Source organism: Vibrio ruber DSM 16370 (assembly GCF_900163965.1).
Classification (GTDB): Bacteria; Pseudomonadota; Gammaproteobacteria; order Enterobacterales; family Vibrionaceae; genus Vibrio; species Vibrio ruber.
The window spans coordinates 204880-221909 of record NZ_FULE01000031.1 but is presented as its reverse complement, the minus strand read 5'-3'; the positions used below and the strand labels follow the sequence as shown (position 1 = coordinate 221909).

Sequence of the window (17030 nt, the reverse complement as noted above, 5' to 3'; positions counted from 1 at the left end):
TTAATTTACTATACTAACAATTAGGTGATGAACGGCTTTTAAGGTGACATATCCGGCAACTAATTTTTAGGCCGGTGATTGTTTGGATGAGTTTAAGATTGAGCCATAGAAAGTTCAGCAATATCCAAACCCATTGTGTTAATTAACCATTTGGATTGAAGACATGTCATTACCACACGTTATTCTTACTGTTTTAAGTACACGCGATGCGACGGGATACGATATTACCAAAGAGTTTTCTTCGAGTATCGGTTACTTTTGGAAAGCAAGTCACCAACAAGTTTATCGCGAACTAAATAAAATGGGTCAGCAGGGACTTGTCACTTGCGTATTGGAACCTCAGGAAGGGAAACCGGATCGTAAAGTTTATTCGATTACCGATGCCGGACGTCAGGCCCTGAGTCAATGGTTTGATCAACCGACAGCCCATCCGACGGTTCGCGATGAGTTCAGTGCTAAGCTGATGGCTTGCTCTGTACAAGACGAGAAACCCTATCGCGAACAGCTGATTGAGTTGATCGAAGAATCGAAGAAGTTTGTTGCTCACTATCAGGAAGTTGAAGCCGCTTACTATGCGAATCCAGCCTCTCTGGATAAACAGCAAAAGCTGGAGCGATTAACACTTCGCCGTAACCTTCTGGCTCGTCAGGCATGGCTTGAATGGGCAGAAGAAACACTGGAAACATTAAACGATCTCGCTTAATGCAGTAGTGACAAGGGATGCCGATGGCATCCCTTGTTGGTTTTATTTACGGCTGACAGAAACGGGTTGATTCAATAAGCATCCGACAACGTCAGATGAGCAAGCTCTGCTCTGAGATCGTCAGCTTTATTTTTCAGCATGTCCTTTTTAAATACCGTCCCCGTCAACAAACATTTGCGAATGCCCATTGAACTGCTGATCCATGTCCAGTGATGGCATATCTGTCTGTGGCCGACCGACGATTTTCGCAGGCACACCCGCAACAGTTGTATGCGGTGGCACAGCTTGTAAGACCACGGAACCCGAGCCGATCTTGGCCCCTTTACCAATCTCAATATTTCCTAAGATTTTGGCTCCGGCACCAATCATCACCCCTTCACGAATTTTCGGATGTCGGTCACCACACTCTTTCCCGGTTCCGCCAAGGGTGACATCCTGCAAAATTGAGACGTCATTTTCGATCACGGCAGTTTCACCAATCACAATGCCGGTCGCATGATCCAGCATGATCGCCCGCCCAATCTGGGCCGCGGGGTGAATATCAACCTGACAGGCGACCGAAATTTGATGCTGTAAATAGCTGGCAAGCGTTGTTCTCCCCCGCTTCCACAGCCAGTTAGCCACCCGGTATCCTTGCAGTGCATGAAACCCTTTCAGATACAATAACGGGATCGAATATCTCCCCACCGCCGGATCGCGAGTGACAGTTGCACAAATATCACAAGCCGCTGACTCAGCAATACACGGATCTGACTGCAACGCTTCTTCAACCACTTCTCTAACGGCCATGGCCGGCATCGAAATCGTATGCAGTTTATTGGCCAGAATATAACTCAGCGCGGCAGACAAGCTCTCATGTTTAATAATCGTCGCATGATAGAAACTCGCCAGCATCGGTTCTTGTTCCGTCATTTCCCGGGCTTCTTGAACAATGGTTTGCCACACAGCCTTATGTTTTGCACATTGCTTCATTATCTGAGTTCTCTGTTCTCTATATTGATTGAGGTGTCACAACCATCTGTTAATTAATGCTCAGCCTTTTTATCTCTTGAGAGTAAGTCTTTCGCTGCAATGCGGGCATCTTTGCCTTGATAGAGGACCTGATAAATCTGATCGACAATCGGCATTTCAACTCCCATACGGTGAGCCAGCAGCCAGACTTCTTTCGTATTGCGGTAACCTTCGACGACCTGCCCAATATCACGTTGTGCCGTATCCACCGACTTGCCCTGTCCGAGCGCCAGACCAAACCGTCTGTTTCTCGACTGATTGTCCGTACAGGTTAACACTAAATCACCTAACCCGGCCATGCCCATAAACGTTTCTGGTGCAGCTCCCAGTGTGACGCCCAAGCGACTCATTTCGGCCAACCCCCGGGTAATTAATGCGGTTCTGGCATTGGCACCAAATCCCATCCCGTCAGAAATACCGGCACCAATAGCAATCACATTTTTCACCGCCCCACCGAGCTGTAATCCGATAAAATCAGAATTTGCATACACCCGGAACGTCTTACTACAGTGAATCTGATCTTGTAAATCAGCGACAAACTGACTGTCGGCCGAAGCAACTGATATCGCCGTCGGCATTCCCATCGCCAGCTCTTTAGCAAATGTCGGCCCCGAGATCACAGCCAAAGCGTGCTGCTCACCGACAATATCATGAGCGACGTCTTGTAGCAGACGGCCGGTTTCAGGCTCCAGCCCTTTGGTTGCCCAACAGATACGGCTATCTGCTCTGAGATATGGCTGTATTCGTTGTAAAACTTCACCAAAAACATGACTGGGAACAACGATCAACAAATCGCGCGACGCCTGAACAGCAGCTTTTAAGTCTGAAGTCACAATCAGTGTTTCAGGAAAAGGGATGTCCGGTAAAAAAGCCCGGTTTTCCCGATCCGCATCTAATTGCTGCATATGCTGCGGGTCGTGTCCCCAAAGTAAAATATTCGCGCCATTCCGAGCCAGAGAGATGGCAAGAGATGTTCCATAAGAACCCGCGCCAATGACCGTCATCGCGATTGAGTTTCGGGTAATCAAATCGGTATGTGAAGTCACAATATTTTGTCCATTCAGTTCAACATGCACTATCGATGCTTATGTTATACAAAAGATATACAAAAAATGCACATAACACCTTGCTGATGTCGTGTGCATTTTATTTGGTAATTTTTATTTGGTAATAATAATTGCCAAAAAATACCGCTAACGGTCAAATGACACGCTTAAGAAGCATTCTCTGGCTGAGCTTCCTGAGATGCTTGCTGTTGTAAATAGTTCATAAACAGTGCATCAAAATTAACCGGAGCCAGATTCAGTTGTGGGAATGTTCCCTTCACAACAAGGCTAGAGATGGTTTCACGTGCATAAGGGAAAAGAATATTCGGGCAGAATGCACCTAAACAATGCGCCAGTTGACCGGGCTCCATCTGCTCAGCAGAGAAAATTCCGGCTTGCTGAACTTCACATAAAAATGCAGTGTCATCTTCATTCTTCACGGTCACAGTCAGACGCAAAATGACTTCATAGATGCCTTCACCCAGTTCTCTGTTTTGCGTATCAAGATCCAAATTGACGTTCGGATTCCAGTCTTTCTGGAATATAACCGGAGAGTTAGGTGCTTCAAAAGAGACATCTTTCAAATAGATGCGCTGGATGGCAAAGTTCTGCTGCGGTTCTTGCTGTTGCGCTGCTTCAGACATGATATTTTCCTTATTGATTCAAAATCACCAAAGAATGTCATTCCTTGAGGATTGTACTATTTTTTACCACGAACAAGAGGAAGATTGGCTTCATTCCAGGCAACAAGACCATTTTTCAATAGGCTCACCTTTTCAAAACCAGCTTTGGCCAACAACGTGGCACTCTCCTGTGCAGTTTGTCCTGTTTTACATACGACAATGATGGGGGTGGATTTACGGTTTTCAAGAGAACCATAAGATCCGGACTTAATTTCTGAAGGTAACAAATTCACTGCATCAGTGATATGCCCTTGTCTGAATTCTTCATTAGAACGGATATCAACCACAATACCATCTTCTTTATTGATCAGATGTGTTAACTCGTTCACCGAGATAGTCTGGTATTTAGCAGTGGATGATTTAAAAATATTCAGGATAAGTGCAACTAAGATACCTACCCAAGCCAGCGAAAGAATCATATTCTGCTGGAAAAACTCAATATACTCCTGCATGTCCTGTCTCTTATATTGCAGTTCAAAAACAGATTGGGAGTATAACGATGTTATTCCGAAGACGCGAGTGATTCACATCATAAACCGCAAGAGCGATAAACTTTACCTGTCAGGAATCACTCATGCAGATTTGTTTTAAAGGCCGAGTCAGTATCAAAGCACTGTCCGGCCTTCGAGACTTTCGGCCCTTCTTAAGCATTCGGAAAAGGAAACGCAATGACGTCCTGTATATGAGACTGACGAAGTGCCAGCATCACTAACCGATCAACACCCAGCGCAACACCGGCACAATGTGGCAAACCGGCCTCAAGTGCCTGAATCAGATGATAATCAATGGGTTGTGGTGCCAGCCCCATCTGTAATCTTTGCTCATTATCGGCTTCAAAACGGCGTAACTGTTCGTGCGGATCATCAAGTTCATGAAAACCGTTCGCCAGCTCAATCCCTTTAAAATAGACTTCAAACCGCTCAGCGACCCGGAGATCATCAGCACTCACACGGGCAAGAGCCGCCTGAGAGGCGGGAAAATCATAGACAAATACCGGCGCCGTCTGCCCAATCGCCGGCTCCACGACCATACTAAACAAGAGTTGTAGTAGCGTGTCCCGATCCTGTTCATGCTCAGCAATGTCAGCAAAACCAAAGTGCTGTGCCTTCATGCGCAGTTCCTCCATCTCACCGGATAGAGGGCAGACGCCGACATGCTCGGCAAACACCTGCTGATAAGTGATCCGTTGGGCGGGCGGACACACCAGGATACCTTGCAGCAAATCATCCATCTCATCCATCAACTGGTGGTGATCGAACCCGACCCGATACCATTCCAACAAAGTAAATTCAGGGTTGTGATGACGACCACTCTCTTCATTCCTGAATGCTTTACACAACTGGAAAATCGAACCGGAACCTGCAGCAAGCAGACGCTTCATATGAAACTCAGGGCTAGTCATGAGATAAACATCACGACCAGAGGCAAAATCAGGTCCGAAGAACTGACTTTTAAAGGTTTGCAAATGAACGTCCGTCACCGTCGCCAGACTCATCGACGGGGTTTCCACTTCCAAAACGCCTCTTTCCGTCAAAAAATGGCGGATCGCATTGATAAATCGGGCTCGTTCACGCAGGTGAAACATTGAAATCGTAGGTTTCCAAGATAGGTGATTCGCCATAAAAAGTGGGTCCCTTACATCATAAAATCCCATTGAGATATGCCATCAAATGTAAAACGTGAAAGCAATCACACATGGGATAATTATATCGATAATAAAGCATGATATTCGATTAAAAACCTAACGAAATCAATTTTTTCAGCACATGACTTCAATTAGACTAAAAAGACCCTAAAAGCATTATGTTTTTAGATAATAAGCGGGGGTTCCCGCAAATTACTCACTGGAGGATAACTGTGCAAACACTTACCACAGATATCGCAGTCATCGGCGCTGGTGGTGCCGGTCTTCGTACTGCGATTGCTGCAGCAGAAGCCAATCCTGATTTACAGGTGGCTCTGATTTCAAAAGTATATCCTATGCGCTCACATACGGTTGCCGCAGAAGGAGGCTCCGCAGCAGTTATCAAGGATGAGGATAGCTTAGATAACCATTTCAACGACACTGTCGGTGGTGGGGACTGGCTTTGTGAACAGGATGTCGTGGAGTATTTCGTTGAAAACTCAACCCGGGAAATGATCCAGATGGAGCAATGGGGCTGCCCCTGGAGCCGGAAAGAAAATGGTGAGGTTAATGTCCGCCGTTTCGGAGGGATGAAAGTCGAGAGAACCTGGTTTGCCGCAGACAAAACCGGTTTTCATATGCTGCATACCCTGTTTCAAACATCCATGAAGTATCCACAAATCAAACGCTTTGACGAATACTTCGTTGTTGACCTGTTGGTCGATGACGGTCAAGTGCAGGGTTTGATTGCCATTCATATGGCGGAAGGCGAACTGGTTACGATTAAAGCAAAATCTGTCGTTCTGGCAACCGGTGGCGCAGGCCGTGTTTATCAATGTAATACCAATGGCGGCATTGTCACCGGCGACGGTATGGGAATGGCTTATCGTCATGGCGTACCGCTACGCGATATGGAGTTTGTCCAATATCACCCGACCGGTCTGCCCGGTACCGGGATCCTGATGACCGAAGGGTGTCGGGGCGAAGGCGGGATTATCGTCAATAAAAATGGCTACCGTTATCTGCAAGATTACGGCATGGGACCGGAAACGCCGGTCGGTCAGCCGAAAAACAAATATATGGAGCTCGGCCCGCGTGACAAAGTGTCTCAGGCGTTCTGGCACGAGCAGCAAAAAGGCAATACCATCAAGCACCCTCTCGGTGATGTCGTTCATTTAGACTTGCGTCATCTGGGGGCGGAATATCTGCATGAGCGTCTGCCATTTATCTGTGAGCTGGCCAAAGCTTACGTCAATGTCGATCCGGTCAAAGAGCCAATCCCAATCCGTCCGACAGTGCACTACACCATGGGCGGGATTGAAACCAACGGTCAGTGCGAAACCCGGATCCAAGGCTTATTCGCGGTCGGTGAATGCTCTTCGGTCGGTCTGCACGGTGCCAACCGTCTCGGCTCGAACTCGCTGGCGGAATTAGTTGTGTTTGGTCGAGTTGCCGGTGAACATGCGGTTAAACGTGTTGAAGCATTCAAAGGCTGGAACGATAAAGCCATTGAAGCGCAGGTCAAAGCGGTCGAGCAACACATTCAATCCCTGATGGATCAAGAAGGCGATGAAAACTGGGCCGATATCCGTACTGAAATGGGCAATGCGATGGAAGCGGGCTGCGGGATCTACCGTCAGGAAGATCTGATGCAAGAGGCCGTTGATAAACTGGCTGAACTGAAAGAACGCTATAAAAAAATCAGCATTAAAGACAAAGGCAAAGTCTTCAATACCGACCTGCTGTACGCGATTGAAATCGGTCATAGTCTGGAAGTTGCTGAAGCGATGGTTCACTCAGCGATTCTCCGTAAAGAGTCCCGTGGTGCTCACCAACGTCTTGATGAAGGCTGTACCGAGCGTGACGATGTGAACTTCCTCAAACACTCACTGGCCTTCTATCAAAAAGATGCGGCCCCCCGGATTGACTACAGTGATGTCACCATCACCAAGTCACAACCGAAAGCTCGTCTTTACGGTGCCGCTGCTGAGCAAGCCGCTGCAGAAGAAGCCAAACAGCGCGCAGAGGAGAATTAATCATGGTCACCCAACGTATGCAAAAAGTGGATATTCTGCGTTATGACCCGGAAAAAGATGCGGAACCTTACTTACAGTCTTTCGAGGTCCCTTTCAATGAAACCATGTCGATCCTCGACACGATTTCATATGTGAAAGATCATCTGGATAAGAATCTCTCCTATCGCTGGTCCTGCCGGATGGCGATTTGTGGCTCTTGTGGCGTGATGGTCAACGGTGTGCCGAAACTCGCTTGTAAAAGCTTCCTGCGCGACTACCCGGATGGTGTCAAAATCGAGCCGCTGGCGAACTTCCCGATTGAGAAAGATTTGATTGTCGATATGACCCCGTTTATTGAGCGTCTGGAAGCAATCAAACCTTACATCATCGGTAACGACCGCAAACCGGAAGACGGCACCAACCTGCAAACCCCGGAGCAAATGGCAAAGTACAAACAGTTTGCCGGCTGTATCAACTGTGGTTTGTGTTATGCCGCCTGTCCGCAGTTTGGTCTGAATCCGGAGTTTATTGGTCCGGCCGCGCTGACACTGGCGCATCGCTATAATCTCGACAGCCGTGACCATGGTCAGGCTGAGCGGATGAAACTGATCAATGGCGAAAATGGTGCCTGGGGTTGTACTTTTGTCGGCTACTGCTCTGAGGTTTGTCCGAAGAGTGTTGATCCGGCAGCGGCGGTCAACCAAGGAAAAGTGGCGTCGTCGATGGACTTTGTCATTGCGATGTTGAAACCTCAGGAGGCATAAGAGATGAGTAATCGTAAGCCCTATGTAAGAGAAATGAAGCGGACATGGTGGAAAAGTCATCCGTTCTATCGCTTTTATATGATCCGTGAGGCAACCGTGCTTCCTTTAATCCTGTTTACCTTATTCCTCACCGTCGGGTTGGGATGTCTGGTGAAAGGACCGGAGGCATGGCAATCCTGGCTGAACTTTATGGCGAATCCGTTGGTCATTGCGATCAACATCGTAGCGCTCATCGCCAGCCTGTTCCATGCCCATACGTTCTTCGGCATGATGCCACAAGTGGTACCCATGCGCCTGAAAGGCAAGCTGATTGATAAGAAAATTATCGTGCTGAGCCAATGGGTTGCTGTTGCCGTGATTTCTGTTTTTGTGCTCATCATCGTTTAAGGAGGCACGCGTGATTAATCAAAATCCAAAACGTTCAGACGAACCAATCTGGTGGGGCCTGTTCGGTGCCGGTGGGACATGGTTTGCCATGATTACCCCAATCACCATTTTGGTACTGGGGATTATGGGGCCGCTGGGTATGCTTGATGCAGACGCGCTGAGCTATGACCGTGTTGCTGGCTTTGCGACCAACATTATTGGCGCACTGTTTGTGATTGCCACGATTGCCCTTCCAATGTGGCACGCCATGCACCGTGTTCACCACGGGATGCATGACCTGAAAATCCATACCGGTGTCGCGGGCAAAATCGCTTGTTATGGCATTGCTAGCATCATTACGGCGCTGTCTGTGATTTTTATCTTTATGATTTAATCGCTGACATTATCTTGTGATGAAAACAAAAAGCTGAACCGTACGGTTCAGCTTTTTTACGTTTTGCGTAAAGTGACGGTTTCTTTACTCAAGAAACGCACTATGAGGAACAGAAAATTCTATTTTTTATTCGTTTGGGCGTTTTTAGCTTGATCCATCACACCTAAAGCACCAAACGCGGTTAACACATCTAAATTGGTTTTCAAACCATCCTCTCGTCCGCCACCAATATAGTTTTCAGGCATTTGAACTTTGAAGTTTTTCAAATTGTTATAAAGTACGTTTGCAACATCTCGATGTAATTCAGCCAGATAAACCTCACGGTTTGCACCTAAAGCGGCATATTTAGCTTTCAACACTTCAGCTTCTGCCTGCCCTTTTGCGATAATCGCTTTTGCTTCAAATTCAGCCGATAACGCATTGGCTTTTTGAATCGACAGGTTCGCCTGCGCAATCGCAAGTTCTTTTTCTTTATCCACTTCAGCTAAACGTTTGGTCTTCTCAACTTCAACGATTTCACGCTCGGCAATTTGCTGGGCCACAGCCACCGCTTGTTGTTGAGCAATGATTGCAAGCTCTTTACTGCGTTGCGCATCCTGAACTTCACGTGTGCGTTGAATTTCTTTACGTAATTGTTCCGTTTCTGCCTGTGCTTTTGAAGTTTCCTGCTCTTGGATGGCACGGATTCTATCTGCCACCAAGCGCTTTTTATCCGCCAACAGTTGATCAAGCTGTTTTTCTGGCAATGGGTCGCCGATAGTCACCTGCGTCACCTGAATCCCGTATTGTTGTAATGGGTTATATTGTCGAACCGGCATACCAGCGTCATCCGTCACGGGTACTGTTTTCCAAACAAGTTGTTGTGTTTTCTGTAATTTATGTGAGTTGGATTGATTGATACCAATCGGCGCTAAATCCATTTCTTCAACTTCAACTTGTTTTCGTTCCGTCAAATAAATACCTTCACGTAACTGATCTTCAAGCTTTGATTTAAATTGATTGAGTCCACCTTGGAAGAACTCTTCGCCCGTATATTGAGTCGCGGTAATAACGGTCACATTTCGCGCATTTTTCACCAATAGTGCATCAATGACATTTTTATTATTCCGAAACTCTCGATGCATTTTTTTGACCGCTTCCGGGTCAGAACTGAGCTTGAAACGAAATGTAACGGGCACTTTACCAATATAAGTATCCGCAAATCGCACTTGAATTGAATCAAGCTTTTGATAGAAATCTTCCCCGGTATTATTGCCAAAAGAAACCGTAATCACCTGATCATACTGCGTTATTTTTGACAAAAAGGGCATTCGAAAATGAAAGCCCGGCTCAGTAAATACATCTAACTGACCCGTGATATTATTCTGGTGAACATAGGTGTACCCGGCATCCGTCATTAAGAAGGCGCTATTAATGGTTAATCCCACAACCAAAACAGGTAAACCATACACTGCGGCCTTCAAGCCCTTACGTAATAACTGACGTTTATTGTTAGCATCAAACTGCATTTTCTTATCCAATATTGAATCAAACCCATAAAATGAAAATAGATTGCGACGATGTCATCGAATCCATCGCTGAAAATTATCAATCCCGATTTTCAAGCAGCACGTAATATAGTGAAAAATGATAATAAAATAAATGAATATCATTTCTCTAATGATAGAAATAACAAATATAAATAAGCAATGAGATGAATAACAGAAAGGGCATCTGGCAAGGTAAAAATAAGAGCGCCTCCGCTGAAGGCGCTCTCATATCAAGAAAGATAGGGAGGGAAGAATTACTTCACGCGGCTGACATATTCAGCAGTGCGCGTGTCAACTTTGATGACTTCACCAATCTGAATAAACAGCGGTACACGAACTACTGCACCGGTCGATAATGTCGCAGGTTTGCCGCCGGTTCCCTGAGTATCACCTTTCAGACCCGGATCAGTTTCAGTCACTTCCAGTTCAACAAAGTTAGGTGGCGCGACAGCGATTGGATTGCCATTCCATAGTGTCAGCATACATGCGTTATTTTCAACCAACCATTTCGCATTGTCACCGACAGCTTTTGCATCAGCAGCAACTTGTTCGAATGTTTCTCTATTCATAAAATGATAGAATTCGCCGTCGGAATAAAGATAATCCAGATCGAGATCCATGACATCTGCGACTTCTGCGGAGTCTCCGGACTTAAAGGTTTTTTCCAACACTTTGCCGGAAAGCAATTTACGGATTTTAACGCGATTAAATGCCTGACCTTTGCCTGGTTTTACATACTCGTTTTCGAGAATGACACAAGGCTCATTATCGATCATAATCTTCAGACCGCCTTTAAATTCATTCGTGCTAACAGTAGCCATTATTTCCTCTTACTTATACTTCGAGTTAAATTCAATGTCGCACATAATAACCCGAAAAATTGAATCTGTTGAGCAAAACTGGCTCAAACAACTTGCGAATGCGATCTCAGATCCAGAGCAACTACTCAGATATCTGGAAATTGATCCCACACCTTGGCTGCAAGGATTTAAAGCCAGAAAACTTTTCGCACAACGGGTACCGCTGAGCTTTGTCGAGCGTATGGAAAAAGGCAATCCATTTGATCCATTGTTACGTCAAGTGCTACCACTCAGTCAGGAGTTTGAAGTCCTGCCCGGATTTTCAACTGATCCGTTGGCAGAACAAAACAATCAACATCCGGGGCTGTTGCACAAATATCACAATCGGGTACTGCTGATTTTAAAAGGCGCATGTGCCATCAACTGTCGCTACTGTTTTCGCCGCCATTTTCCCTATCAGGACAATAAGGGCAATAAAGCCATCTGGCAGGAAAACTTAACTTACATCGCACAACATCCTGAATTGAACGAAGTGATTCTGTCCGGTGGCGATCCACTCATGGCAAAAGATCATGAACTCCGTTGGCTCATCGAGCAGATTGCTTTAATCCCACATGTTCAGACACTGCGGTTTCACTCCCGCTTACCCGTCGTAATTCCAGAGCGAATCACCCCGGCACTCACGGATTTACTCGCTCAAACCCGTTTACAGGTCGTTTTTGTCTCTCATATCAATCATGCCAATGAAATCAATGCATCACTTCGTCAGGCGATGATGTCTCTGCGTCAGGCGGGAGTCACTTTGCTCAATCAGGCGGTACTACTCAAGGGAATCAATGACTCGGTAGACGCTCAGGTCAAACTGAGTGAAGCGCTGTTTCAGGCGAGCATTCTTCCCTACTATCTGCATGTTCTGGATAAGGTTCAGGGGGCAGCACACTTCTTTGTCTCAGATGAAGCAGCAAAAACCATTATGGCTGGTGTGATTGAACGAGTATCCGGTTATCTCGTCCCCAGACTGACCCGGGAAATCGGCGGACGCAGCAGTAAGACACCACTGGATTTACATCTGGAATAACCGGAAACTTAGAGAAAGATACGATCCGGAGGAAGTTACGCTTCCTCCGAAATACCGACTCGGTAGCCACCATCCGGATCTGCGACAAAATCAACATAATTACGGATCGCAGCAAGCCGATCTTCCTCGTAATGCGAAACATATAATAACTGCGTTATATTCAATTCAGCCAGACGGTTAAGCACGGTCATCACCAAACGACGGTTTAGGTAGTCCAACCCCTGATAGGGTTCGTCCAGAATCAGTAATGCCGGCTGTTTGATTAACGCTCGAACGATTAACAGTAATCGCTGCTGACCATAATCCAGTTGCCTGAATGTATGTTTTTCATAATCACTCATTTCCAGCACATCTAACCAATGTCGGGCCATCTGCACTTGCTTAGCCGAGGGTTTTTCATAAAGACCAATTGAGTCAAAGAACCCCGATAGCAACACATCCAAAACAGAACAGTTCACTCGGTATTGCAGATGCAAAGCAGAAGACACGACACCAATATGGCGTTTAATATCCCAGATACTCTCACCACTGCCGCGACGCATCCCCAACACCGTAATATCGTTACAGTAACACTGAGGATGATCGCCCAAAATCAGGCCGAGTAAGGTACTTTTACCACATCCGTTCGGACCGCGAATCTGCCAATGCTGCCCGGCTTGAATCTGCCACGAAAGATCCTGAAAAATCAGAGCGTCGGTATATTCAACCTTGACTTGATTCATCACCACTCGCGGATTCGGCATCATAGTGTCTGGGACATATTGCTGACTCAACGCCAGCCACGCTTCTTGTTTCGTCTCAGTCAGTGCTGCGAGTTGTTCTAAAATCGGATGCTGTTGCCACTGTTCAATCGTCATGGTTTGGGTCAACTGCTTATCATCAAACAAAGCGATATGGGTGAGACACTGAGGGAGCTCATCTTCCCTTGAAGTAATCACAATCAATTGCATGTCACTGGCCAGTTGATTGAGACAATCGGTTAGCTGATGACGATGCGCTGTATCTAATCCGGAATAAGGTTCATGCAAAATCAGGAGTTCTGGTTTTCCGGCTAAGGCTCGGGCGAGCATTAAACGCCGGGTCTCGCCGGTGGATAGCTGACGAAATCCCCGAGCTTTCAAATAGGTCAAATCGGTCAGTTCAAGCAAAGAGGCTAATTCATCTGTGGTGCATCCGGCTTCCTTTAACAGCGCTTCAACCGTAGAGCCATAATCAATATGGTCCTGAAAGTCGGTTTCATCTTTGGCAATTTCATCATCCAGTAACCGCTGTTGCTCTGACAAAGAAACCAAACCAACCCGTTGCGGTTTGCCCTCGATAGCCTGCTCACTTTCTGCCAGCGTACCGGAAAACAGGCGTACTAGAAGTTCACTACTCTGCGCATGAGCAATAAATACCCCCCAATGCTGTGAGGGCTGTAGCGCCCAGTGAGAAATATTCAGCTGTTCCGTCGCATTCGCATAACTTAATCCTTGAATTAACATATCCACACCATTGTCAGAAAGAAGATCAACATCCTATACCAGCCACTGTAAAAATGAAAAAAGGGTGAGGAAACCTCACCCTTTTCAGATCATGCATCAGATGTGATGAATCAATTACATCATGCCTGGCATACCACCCATGCCACCCATATCTGGCATTGACGAACCATCGCTCTTCGGTACTTCAGTCACCATCGCTTCAGTGGTAATCATCAGACCAGCAATCGATGCCGCGAACTGTAGCGCGCTACGGGTTACTTTCGTTGGATCAAGGATGCCCATTGCAATCATATCACCGTATTCACCTGTTGCAGCGTTATAGCCGTAGTTACCTTCACCGGCTTTGATGTTATTGGCAACCACAGAATCTTCATCACCCGCATTTGATGCGATTTGACGAACTGGTGCTTCCATTGCACGTAGTGCAACACGGATACCAACGTTCTGTTCTTCGTTGTCACCTTGCAGGTCAGTCAGCTGAGAAGCCGCACGAATCAGGGCAACACCACCGCCGGCAACCACACCTTCTTCAACAGCGGCACGCGTTGCATGGAGGGCGTCTTCGACACGGTCTTTCTTCTCTTTCATTTCAACTTCAGTTGCTGCACCAACTTTAATCACGGCAACACCACCAGCAAGTTTCGCAACACGCTCTTGCAGTTTCTCTTTGTCGTAGTCAGACGTTGCTTCTTCGATTTGTTGACGAATCTGAACAACACGGCCCTCAATAGCGCCTTCTTCACCAGCACCATCGATGACAGTGGTATTTTCTTTGGTAATCGTGACACGTTTTGCCTGACCCAGATCTTCGAGTGCTGTTTTATCCAGCTCCAGACCAATTTCTTCAGAAATAACGGTACCGCCAGTCAAAATCGCAATATCTTGCAGCATTGCTTTACGACGATCACCGAAACCAGGTGCTTTTACAGCAGCAACTTTCACGATACCACGCATGTTGTTAACAACCAGTGTTGCCAATGCTTCACCTTCAACATCTTCTGCCACAATCAGCAGCGGACGAGAGGCTTTTGCAACCGCTTCAAGCACTGGTAGTAATTCGCGAATGTTTGAGATTTTCTTATCAACCAACAGGATAAACGGATTTTCCAGTTCGACAGAACCTGATTCCTGATTGTTGATAAAGTAAGGAGACAGGTAACCACGGTCAAACTGCATCCCTTCAACGACATCCAGTTCGTCTTGTAGTGCCTGACCTTCTTCAACGGTGATAACACCATCGCGACCAACTTTTTCCATTGCTTCAGCAATGATATTACCGACACTGGCATCAGAGTTCGCAGAGATGGTACCAACCTGTGCGATTGCTTTATTATCTTCACATGGTACAGATAACCCTTTCAGCGCTTCTACAGCGGCAATAACCGCTTTATCGATACCACGTTTTAAATCCATCGGGTTCATGCCCGCAGCAACAGCTTTCAGACCTTCATTGACGATCGACTGAGCCAGTACAGTTGCAGTTGTTGTTCCGTCACCAGCTGCATCATTCGCTTGAGATGCAACTTCTTTCACCATTTGTGCGCCCATATTCTGGAATTTATCTTCCAGTTCGATCTCACGTGCAACAGAAACACCATCTTTAGTAATGGTTGGCGCACCAAATGATTTATCCAGAACAACGTTACGGCCTTTCGGGCCCAATGTTACTTTTACTGCATCAGCCAGAACGTTTACACCTTCCAGCATTTTTACTCGTGCATCATTTCCAAACTTAACGTCTTTAGCAGCCATCTTTTATTCCCTATTTCTTAATTCGGTTTTCGTCAATTGTTTTGAATAAGAGCAAAAATTACTCAACGCCTACTTTTATTCGACAATCGCCAGAATGTCATTTTCAGCAAGGATCAATACTTCTTTGCCATCGATTTTTTCTGACTTGGTGCCATAACCTTCAGCAAAAATAACAGTATCACCAACTTTGACATCCAGCGGCTGAACAGTCCCATTTTCAAGCACTCGGCCGTTGCCGACAGCAAGCACTTTACCACGTGTTGATTTTTCCGCCGCAGAACCAGTTAAAACGATCCCACCAGCAGACTTGGATTCAACTTCTTGGCGTTCAACGATAACTCGGTCATGTAATGGACGAATATTCATCGGTCGTCTCTCCTGATTTAATTATTTGTGTTGTTTATGAAAACGCTGTTTACCAGCTTGTGCTTTCTATGTGGGGGAGAAAAGTAAATATCCCAAGGGTGAACAGGCAAAAAAATGTGATGTGCATAACAAAATAATAATCATTCCCGACTTTTTCTCTCCGACAGCTTCTCATCTTCGGCCAATAGTCAATTGTTTACTTTATTAACTGAAGTCTGAATAATAGCCGGAGCGAAGAGGACACCAATGAAAACAGCCGACAAGATATTGCATACGCTCAAGCGAGAAGGCGCAGTCACTGCGAAACAACTTGCTGATCGCTTCGACATCACCACAATGGGAGCCCGCCAACATCTTCAGTCACTTGAAGAAGATGGGTTGGTTCACTTTTATGATGTCAAAGTCAAGGTGGGTCGCCCAACGCGTCACTGGACACTCACAGAAGATGGGCATGCTTACTTTGCCGACCGCCACGGTGAACTAACGCTTCAGGTGATTGATGCAATCGAACAGGTATACGGCTCAGAAGGTATCGCCAAAATCGTTGCCACCCGAGAAGCGCAAACATTGTCACAATACCGCGCTGAAATTCAGACCTGTACCACATTGGAAGAAAAACTCGAGATGCTAGTGACCTTGCGCGAGCGAGAAGGTTATATGGTGAAGCTGGAAACTTTACCGGACGGCTATCGACTCATTGAGAATCATTGTCCGATCTGTAAAGCAGCAACGCGATGCCAAAGCTTTTGCCAATCGGAACTACACATTTTTCAGTCTCTGCTTGAAGGACTGTGTTCGATCGAACGTCAAGAGCACATCGTCTCCGGACATCGGCGTTGCAGTTATATTATTAAGAAACTCAGTTAGTACCCATTTGTTAGAAGTTCTCACATTAAATTCACAATTTGATCAATTTTGGTTTATCATTGAGTAGTATTCTAATTAAATGAGTTTAATTTGAGTCATAGGCTAGCATACAAAGAAACTGAGGTGATATATGGCCGCACCAAGTTTTTATACCGAGCTCCCCCCATTCGACGAGCTGGTAGCACTGGCTAAACACAATCCGGAAGCATTCGCGATGCTCAAACGTGACATCTGTGAAGAGATGATCCTCTCGTCGTCTCGAAAAATGCAAGAACGACTATGGGCTCAGCAAAGCCACATCGACAGAGTCGTGCGCTCTTGCAAAAATGCGGATCATGCCAATGTAAAACTAATGAGAGAGTTGAGTGCACAGATGGTAAAATTCCAAAATGCGTTAAACAGCAGCTCAGCTGATGATACTCCAAGCCCTGCTGCTGATGTGATTCCGTTTCACCGATACAGGCCACACGTTTGAATCAGAGATGGCGCAATCATACTCATGATGCCTGCTCTGAAAAAAGAGATTGCTTTGCGAAGGTGCCTACGTC

18 protein-coding genes are annotated in these 17030 nt (G+C 46.2%); 8 read left to right on the top strand and 10 right to left on the bottom strand.

Features of this window, described 5'->3' with window-relative positions:
• Positions 1-163: 163 nt before the first annotated feature.
• Entirely contained in the window at positions 164-703 is a 540-nt protein-coding gene (locus tag VR7878_RS11830; protein WP_077336291.1) for a PadR family transcriptional regulator, read from the top strand.
• 147 nt (positions 704-850) lie between these two features.
• Here the strand turns inward: VR7878_RS11830 and cysE are convergent, their stop codons facing one another.
• The 5 genes from cysE to epmA form a co-directional block, all read right to left on the bottom strand.
• Positions 851-1675: a serine O-acetyltransferase gene (cysE, locus tag VR7878_RS11825; RefSeq protein WP_077336290.1), complete on the bottom strand. Its 825-nt coding sequence runs from the start codon at positions 1673-1675 to the stop codon at positions 851-853.
• Between the two features lie 53 nt (positions 1676-1728).
• Positions 1729-2763 carry an NAD(P)H-dependent glycerol-3-phosphate dehydrogenase gene (gene gpsA / locus VR7878_RS11820; protein WP_370737086.1) on the bottom strand — a complete coding sequence of 345 codons (1035 nt, stop codon included), beginning with the start codon at positions 2761-2763 and terminating at the stop codon, positions 1729-1731.
• Between the two features lie 164 nt (positions 2764-2927).
• Positions 2928-3404, bottom strand: a complete 477-nt coding sequence (secB, locus tag VR7878_RS11815; protein WP_077336289.1) for a protein-export chaperone SecB — start codon at positions 3402-3404, stop codon at positions 2928-2930.
• 56 nt (positions 3405-3460) lie between these two features.
• A complete protein-coding gene (locus VR7878_RS11810) occupies positions 3461-3895 on the bottom strand; it encodes a rhodanese-like domain-containing protein (protein WP_038179204.1) in 435 nt (144 codons plus the stop codon).
• 191 nt (positions 3896-4086) lie between these two features.
• Complete coding sequence (gene epmA / locus VR7878_RS11805; RefSeq protein ID WP_077336288.1) at positions 4087-5064, bottom strand: elongation factor P--(R)-beta-lysine ligase; 978 nt, start codon at positions 5062-5064, stop codon at positions 4087-4089.
• 236 nt (positions 5065-5300) lie between these two features.
• Here epmA and frdA point away from each other — a divergent pair, with 236 nt between their 5' ends.
• The 4 genes from frdA to frdD are packed head-to-tail and all read left to right on the top strand — an operon-like array spanning position 5301 to position 8606.
• Complete coding sequence (frdA, locus tag VR7878_RS11800) at positions 5301-7103, top strand: fumarate reductase (quinol) flavoprotein subunit (protein ID WP_077336287.1); 1803 nt, start codon at positions 5301-5303, stop codon at positions 7101-7103.
• Positions 7104-7105: 2 nt separating this feature from the next.
• The gene (locus VR7878_RS11795; protein WP_077336286.1) at positions 7106-7846 is read left to right on the top strand and encodes a succinate dehydrogenase/fumarate reductase iron-sulfur subunit; all 741 of its coding nucleotides are present in this window, start codon (positions 7106-7108) and stop codon (positions 7844-7846) included.
• A gap of 3 nt (positions 7847-7849) precedes the next feature.
• Entirely contained in the window at positions 7850-8233 is a 384-nt protein-coding gene (frdC, locus tag VR7878_RS11790; protein WP_077334508.1) for a fumarate reductase subunit FrdC, read from the top strand.
• Positions 8234-8243: 10 nt separating this feature from the next.
• Positions 8244-8606 carry a fumarate reductase subunit FrdD gene (gene frdD / locus VR7878_RS11785; protein ID WP_077336285.1) on the top strand — a complete coding sequence of 121 codons (363 nt, stop codon included), beginning with the start codon at positions 8244-8246 and terminating at the stop codon, positions 8604-8606.
• Positions 8607-8725: 119 nt separating this feature from the next.
• On the opposite strand, the gene VR7878_RS11780 is transcribed toward frdD, so the two are convergent.
• Both VR7878_RS11780 and efp read right to left on the bottom strand, forming a co-directional pair.
• A complete protein-coding gene (locus tag VR7878_RS11780) occupies positions 8726-10114 on the bottom strand; it encodes an SPFH domain-containing protein (protein WP_077336284.1) in 1389 nt (462 codons plus the stop codon).
• A 275-nt stretch (positions 10115-10389) separates the two neighbouring features.
• Complete coding sequence (gene efp, locus VR7878_RS11775; RefSeq protein WP_077336283.1) at positions 10390-10956, bottom strand: elongation factor P; 567 nt, start codon at positions 10954-10956, stop codon at positions 10390-10392.
• Between the two features lie 34 nt (positions 10957-10990).
• Between efp and epmB the strand changes: the two genes are divergently transcribed.
• Positions 10991-12013, top strand: a complete 1023-nt coding sequence (gene epmB / locus VR7878_RS11770; RefSeq protein WP_077336282.1) for an EF-P beta-lysylation protein EpmB — start codon at positions 10991-10993, stop codon at positions 12011-12013.
• A 35-nt stretch (positions 12014-12048) separates the two neighbouring features.
• Here epmB and VR7878_RS11765 read toward each other — a convergent pair whose 3' ends face one another.
• The 3 genes from VR7878_RS11765 to VR7878_RS11755 all read right to left on the bottom strand — a co-directional run bounded on the left by VR7878_RS11765 (position 12049) and on the right by VR7878_RS11755 (position 15615).
• Positions 12049-13497 (bottom strand): ATP-binding cassette domain-containing protein, encoded by a 1449-nt coding sequence (locus VR7878_RS11765; protein WP_077336281.1) that lies wholly within the window; start codon positions 13495-13497, stop codon positions 12049-12051.
• A gap of 114 nt (positions 13498-13611) precedes the next feature.
• A complete protein-coding gene (gene groL, locus VR7878_RS11760) occupies positions 13612-15249 on the bottom strand; it encodes a chaperonin GroEL (protein WP_077336280.1) in 1638 nt (545 codons plus the stop codon).
• Between the two features lie 75 nt (positions 15250-15324).
• A complete protein-coding gene (locus VR7878_RS11755; RefSeq protein ID WP_059119701.1) occupies positions 15325-15615 on the bottom strand; it encodes a co-chaperone GroES in 291 nt (96 codons plus the stop codon).
• A 246-nt stretch (positions 15616-15861) separates the two neighbouring features.
• Between VR7878_RS11755 and VR7878_RS11750 the strand changes: the two genes are divergently transcribed.
• Both VR7878_RS11750 and VR7878_RS11745 read left to right on the top strand, forming a co-directional pair.
• Positions 15862-16482 (top strand): helix-turn-helix transcriptional regulator, encoded by a 621-nt coding sequence (locus VR7878_RS11750; protein ID WP_077336279.1) that lies wholly within the window; start codon positions 15862-15864, stop codon positions 16480-16482.
• A 130-nt stretch (positions 16483-16612) separates the two neighbouring features.
• The gene (locus VR7878_RS11745) at positions 16613-16957 is read left to right on the top strand and encodes a DUF3135 domain-containing protein (RefSeq protein ID WP_077336278.1); all 345 of its coding nucleotides are present in this window, start codon (positions 16613-16615) and stop codon (positions 16955-16957) included.
• Positions 16958-17030 lie beyond the last annotated feature (73 nt).

What these genes read in the sequence shown, in the direction of transcription:
- VR7878_RS11830 (WP_077336291.1), top strand. Translation starts at nt 164, where the DNA reads ATGTCATTACCACACGTTATTCTTACTGTTTTAAGTACACGCGATGCG.
- cysE (WP_077336290.1), bottom strand. Translation starts at nt 1,675, where the DNA reads ATGAAGCAATGTGCAAAACATAAGGCTGTGTGGCAAACCATTGTTCAA.
- secB (WP_077336289.1), bottom strand. Translation starts at nt 3,404, where the DNA reads ATGTCTGAAGCAGCGCAACAGCAAGAACCGCAGCAGAACTTTGCCATC.
- VR7878_RS11810 (WP_038179204.1), bottom strand. Translation starts at nt 3,895, where the DNA reads ATGCAGGAGTATATTGAGTTTTTCCAGCAGAATATGATTCTTTCGCTG.
- epmA (WP_077336288.1), bottom strand. Translation starts at nt 5,064, where the DNA reads ATGGCGAATCACCTATCTTGGAAACCTACGATTTCAATGTTTCACCTG.
- VR7878_RS11795 (WP_077336286.1), top strand. Translation starts at nt 7,106, where the DNA reads ATGGTCACCCAACGTATGCAAAAAGTGGATATTCTGCGTTATGACCCG.
- frdC (WP_077334508.1), top strand. Translation starts at nt 7,850, where the DNA reads ATGAGTAATCGTAAGCCCTATGTAAGAGAAATGAAGCGGACATGGTGG.
- VR7878_RS11780 (WP_077336284.1), bottom strand. Translation starts at nt 10,114, where the DNA reads ATGCAGTTTGATGCTAACAATAAACGTCAGTTATTACGTAAGGGCTTG.
- efp (WP_077336283.1), bottom strand. Translation starts at nt 10,956, where the DNA reads ATGGCTACTGTTAGCACGAATGAATTTAAAGGCGGTCTGAAGATTATG.
- epmB (WP_077336282.1), top strand. Translation starts at nt 10,991, where the DNA reads ATGTCGCACATAATAACCCGAAAAATTGAATCTGTTGAGCAAAACTGG.
- VR7878_RS11765 (WP_077336281.1), bottom strand. Translation starts at nt 13,497, where the DNA reads ATGTTAATTCAAGGATTAAGTTATGCGAATGCGACGGAACAGCTGAAT.
- groL (WP_077336280.1), bottom strand. Translation starts at nt 15,249, where the DNA reads ATGGCTGCTAAAGACGTTAAGTTTGGAAATGATGCACGAGTAAAAATG.
- VR7878_RS11755 (WP_059119701.1), bottom strand. Translation starts at nt 15,615, where the DNA reads ATGAATATTCGTCCATTACATGACCGAGTTATCGTTGAACGCCAAGAA.
- VR7878_RS11750 (WP_077336279.1), top strand. Translation starts at nt 15,862, where the DNA reads ATGAAAACAGCCGACAAGATATTGCATACGCTCAAGCGAGAAGGCGCA.
- VR7878_RS11745 (WP_077336278.1), top strand. Translation starts at nt 16,613, where the DNA reads ATGGCCGCACCAAGTTTTTATACCGAGCTCCCCCCATTCGACGAGCTG.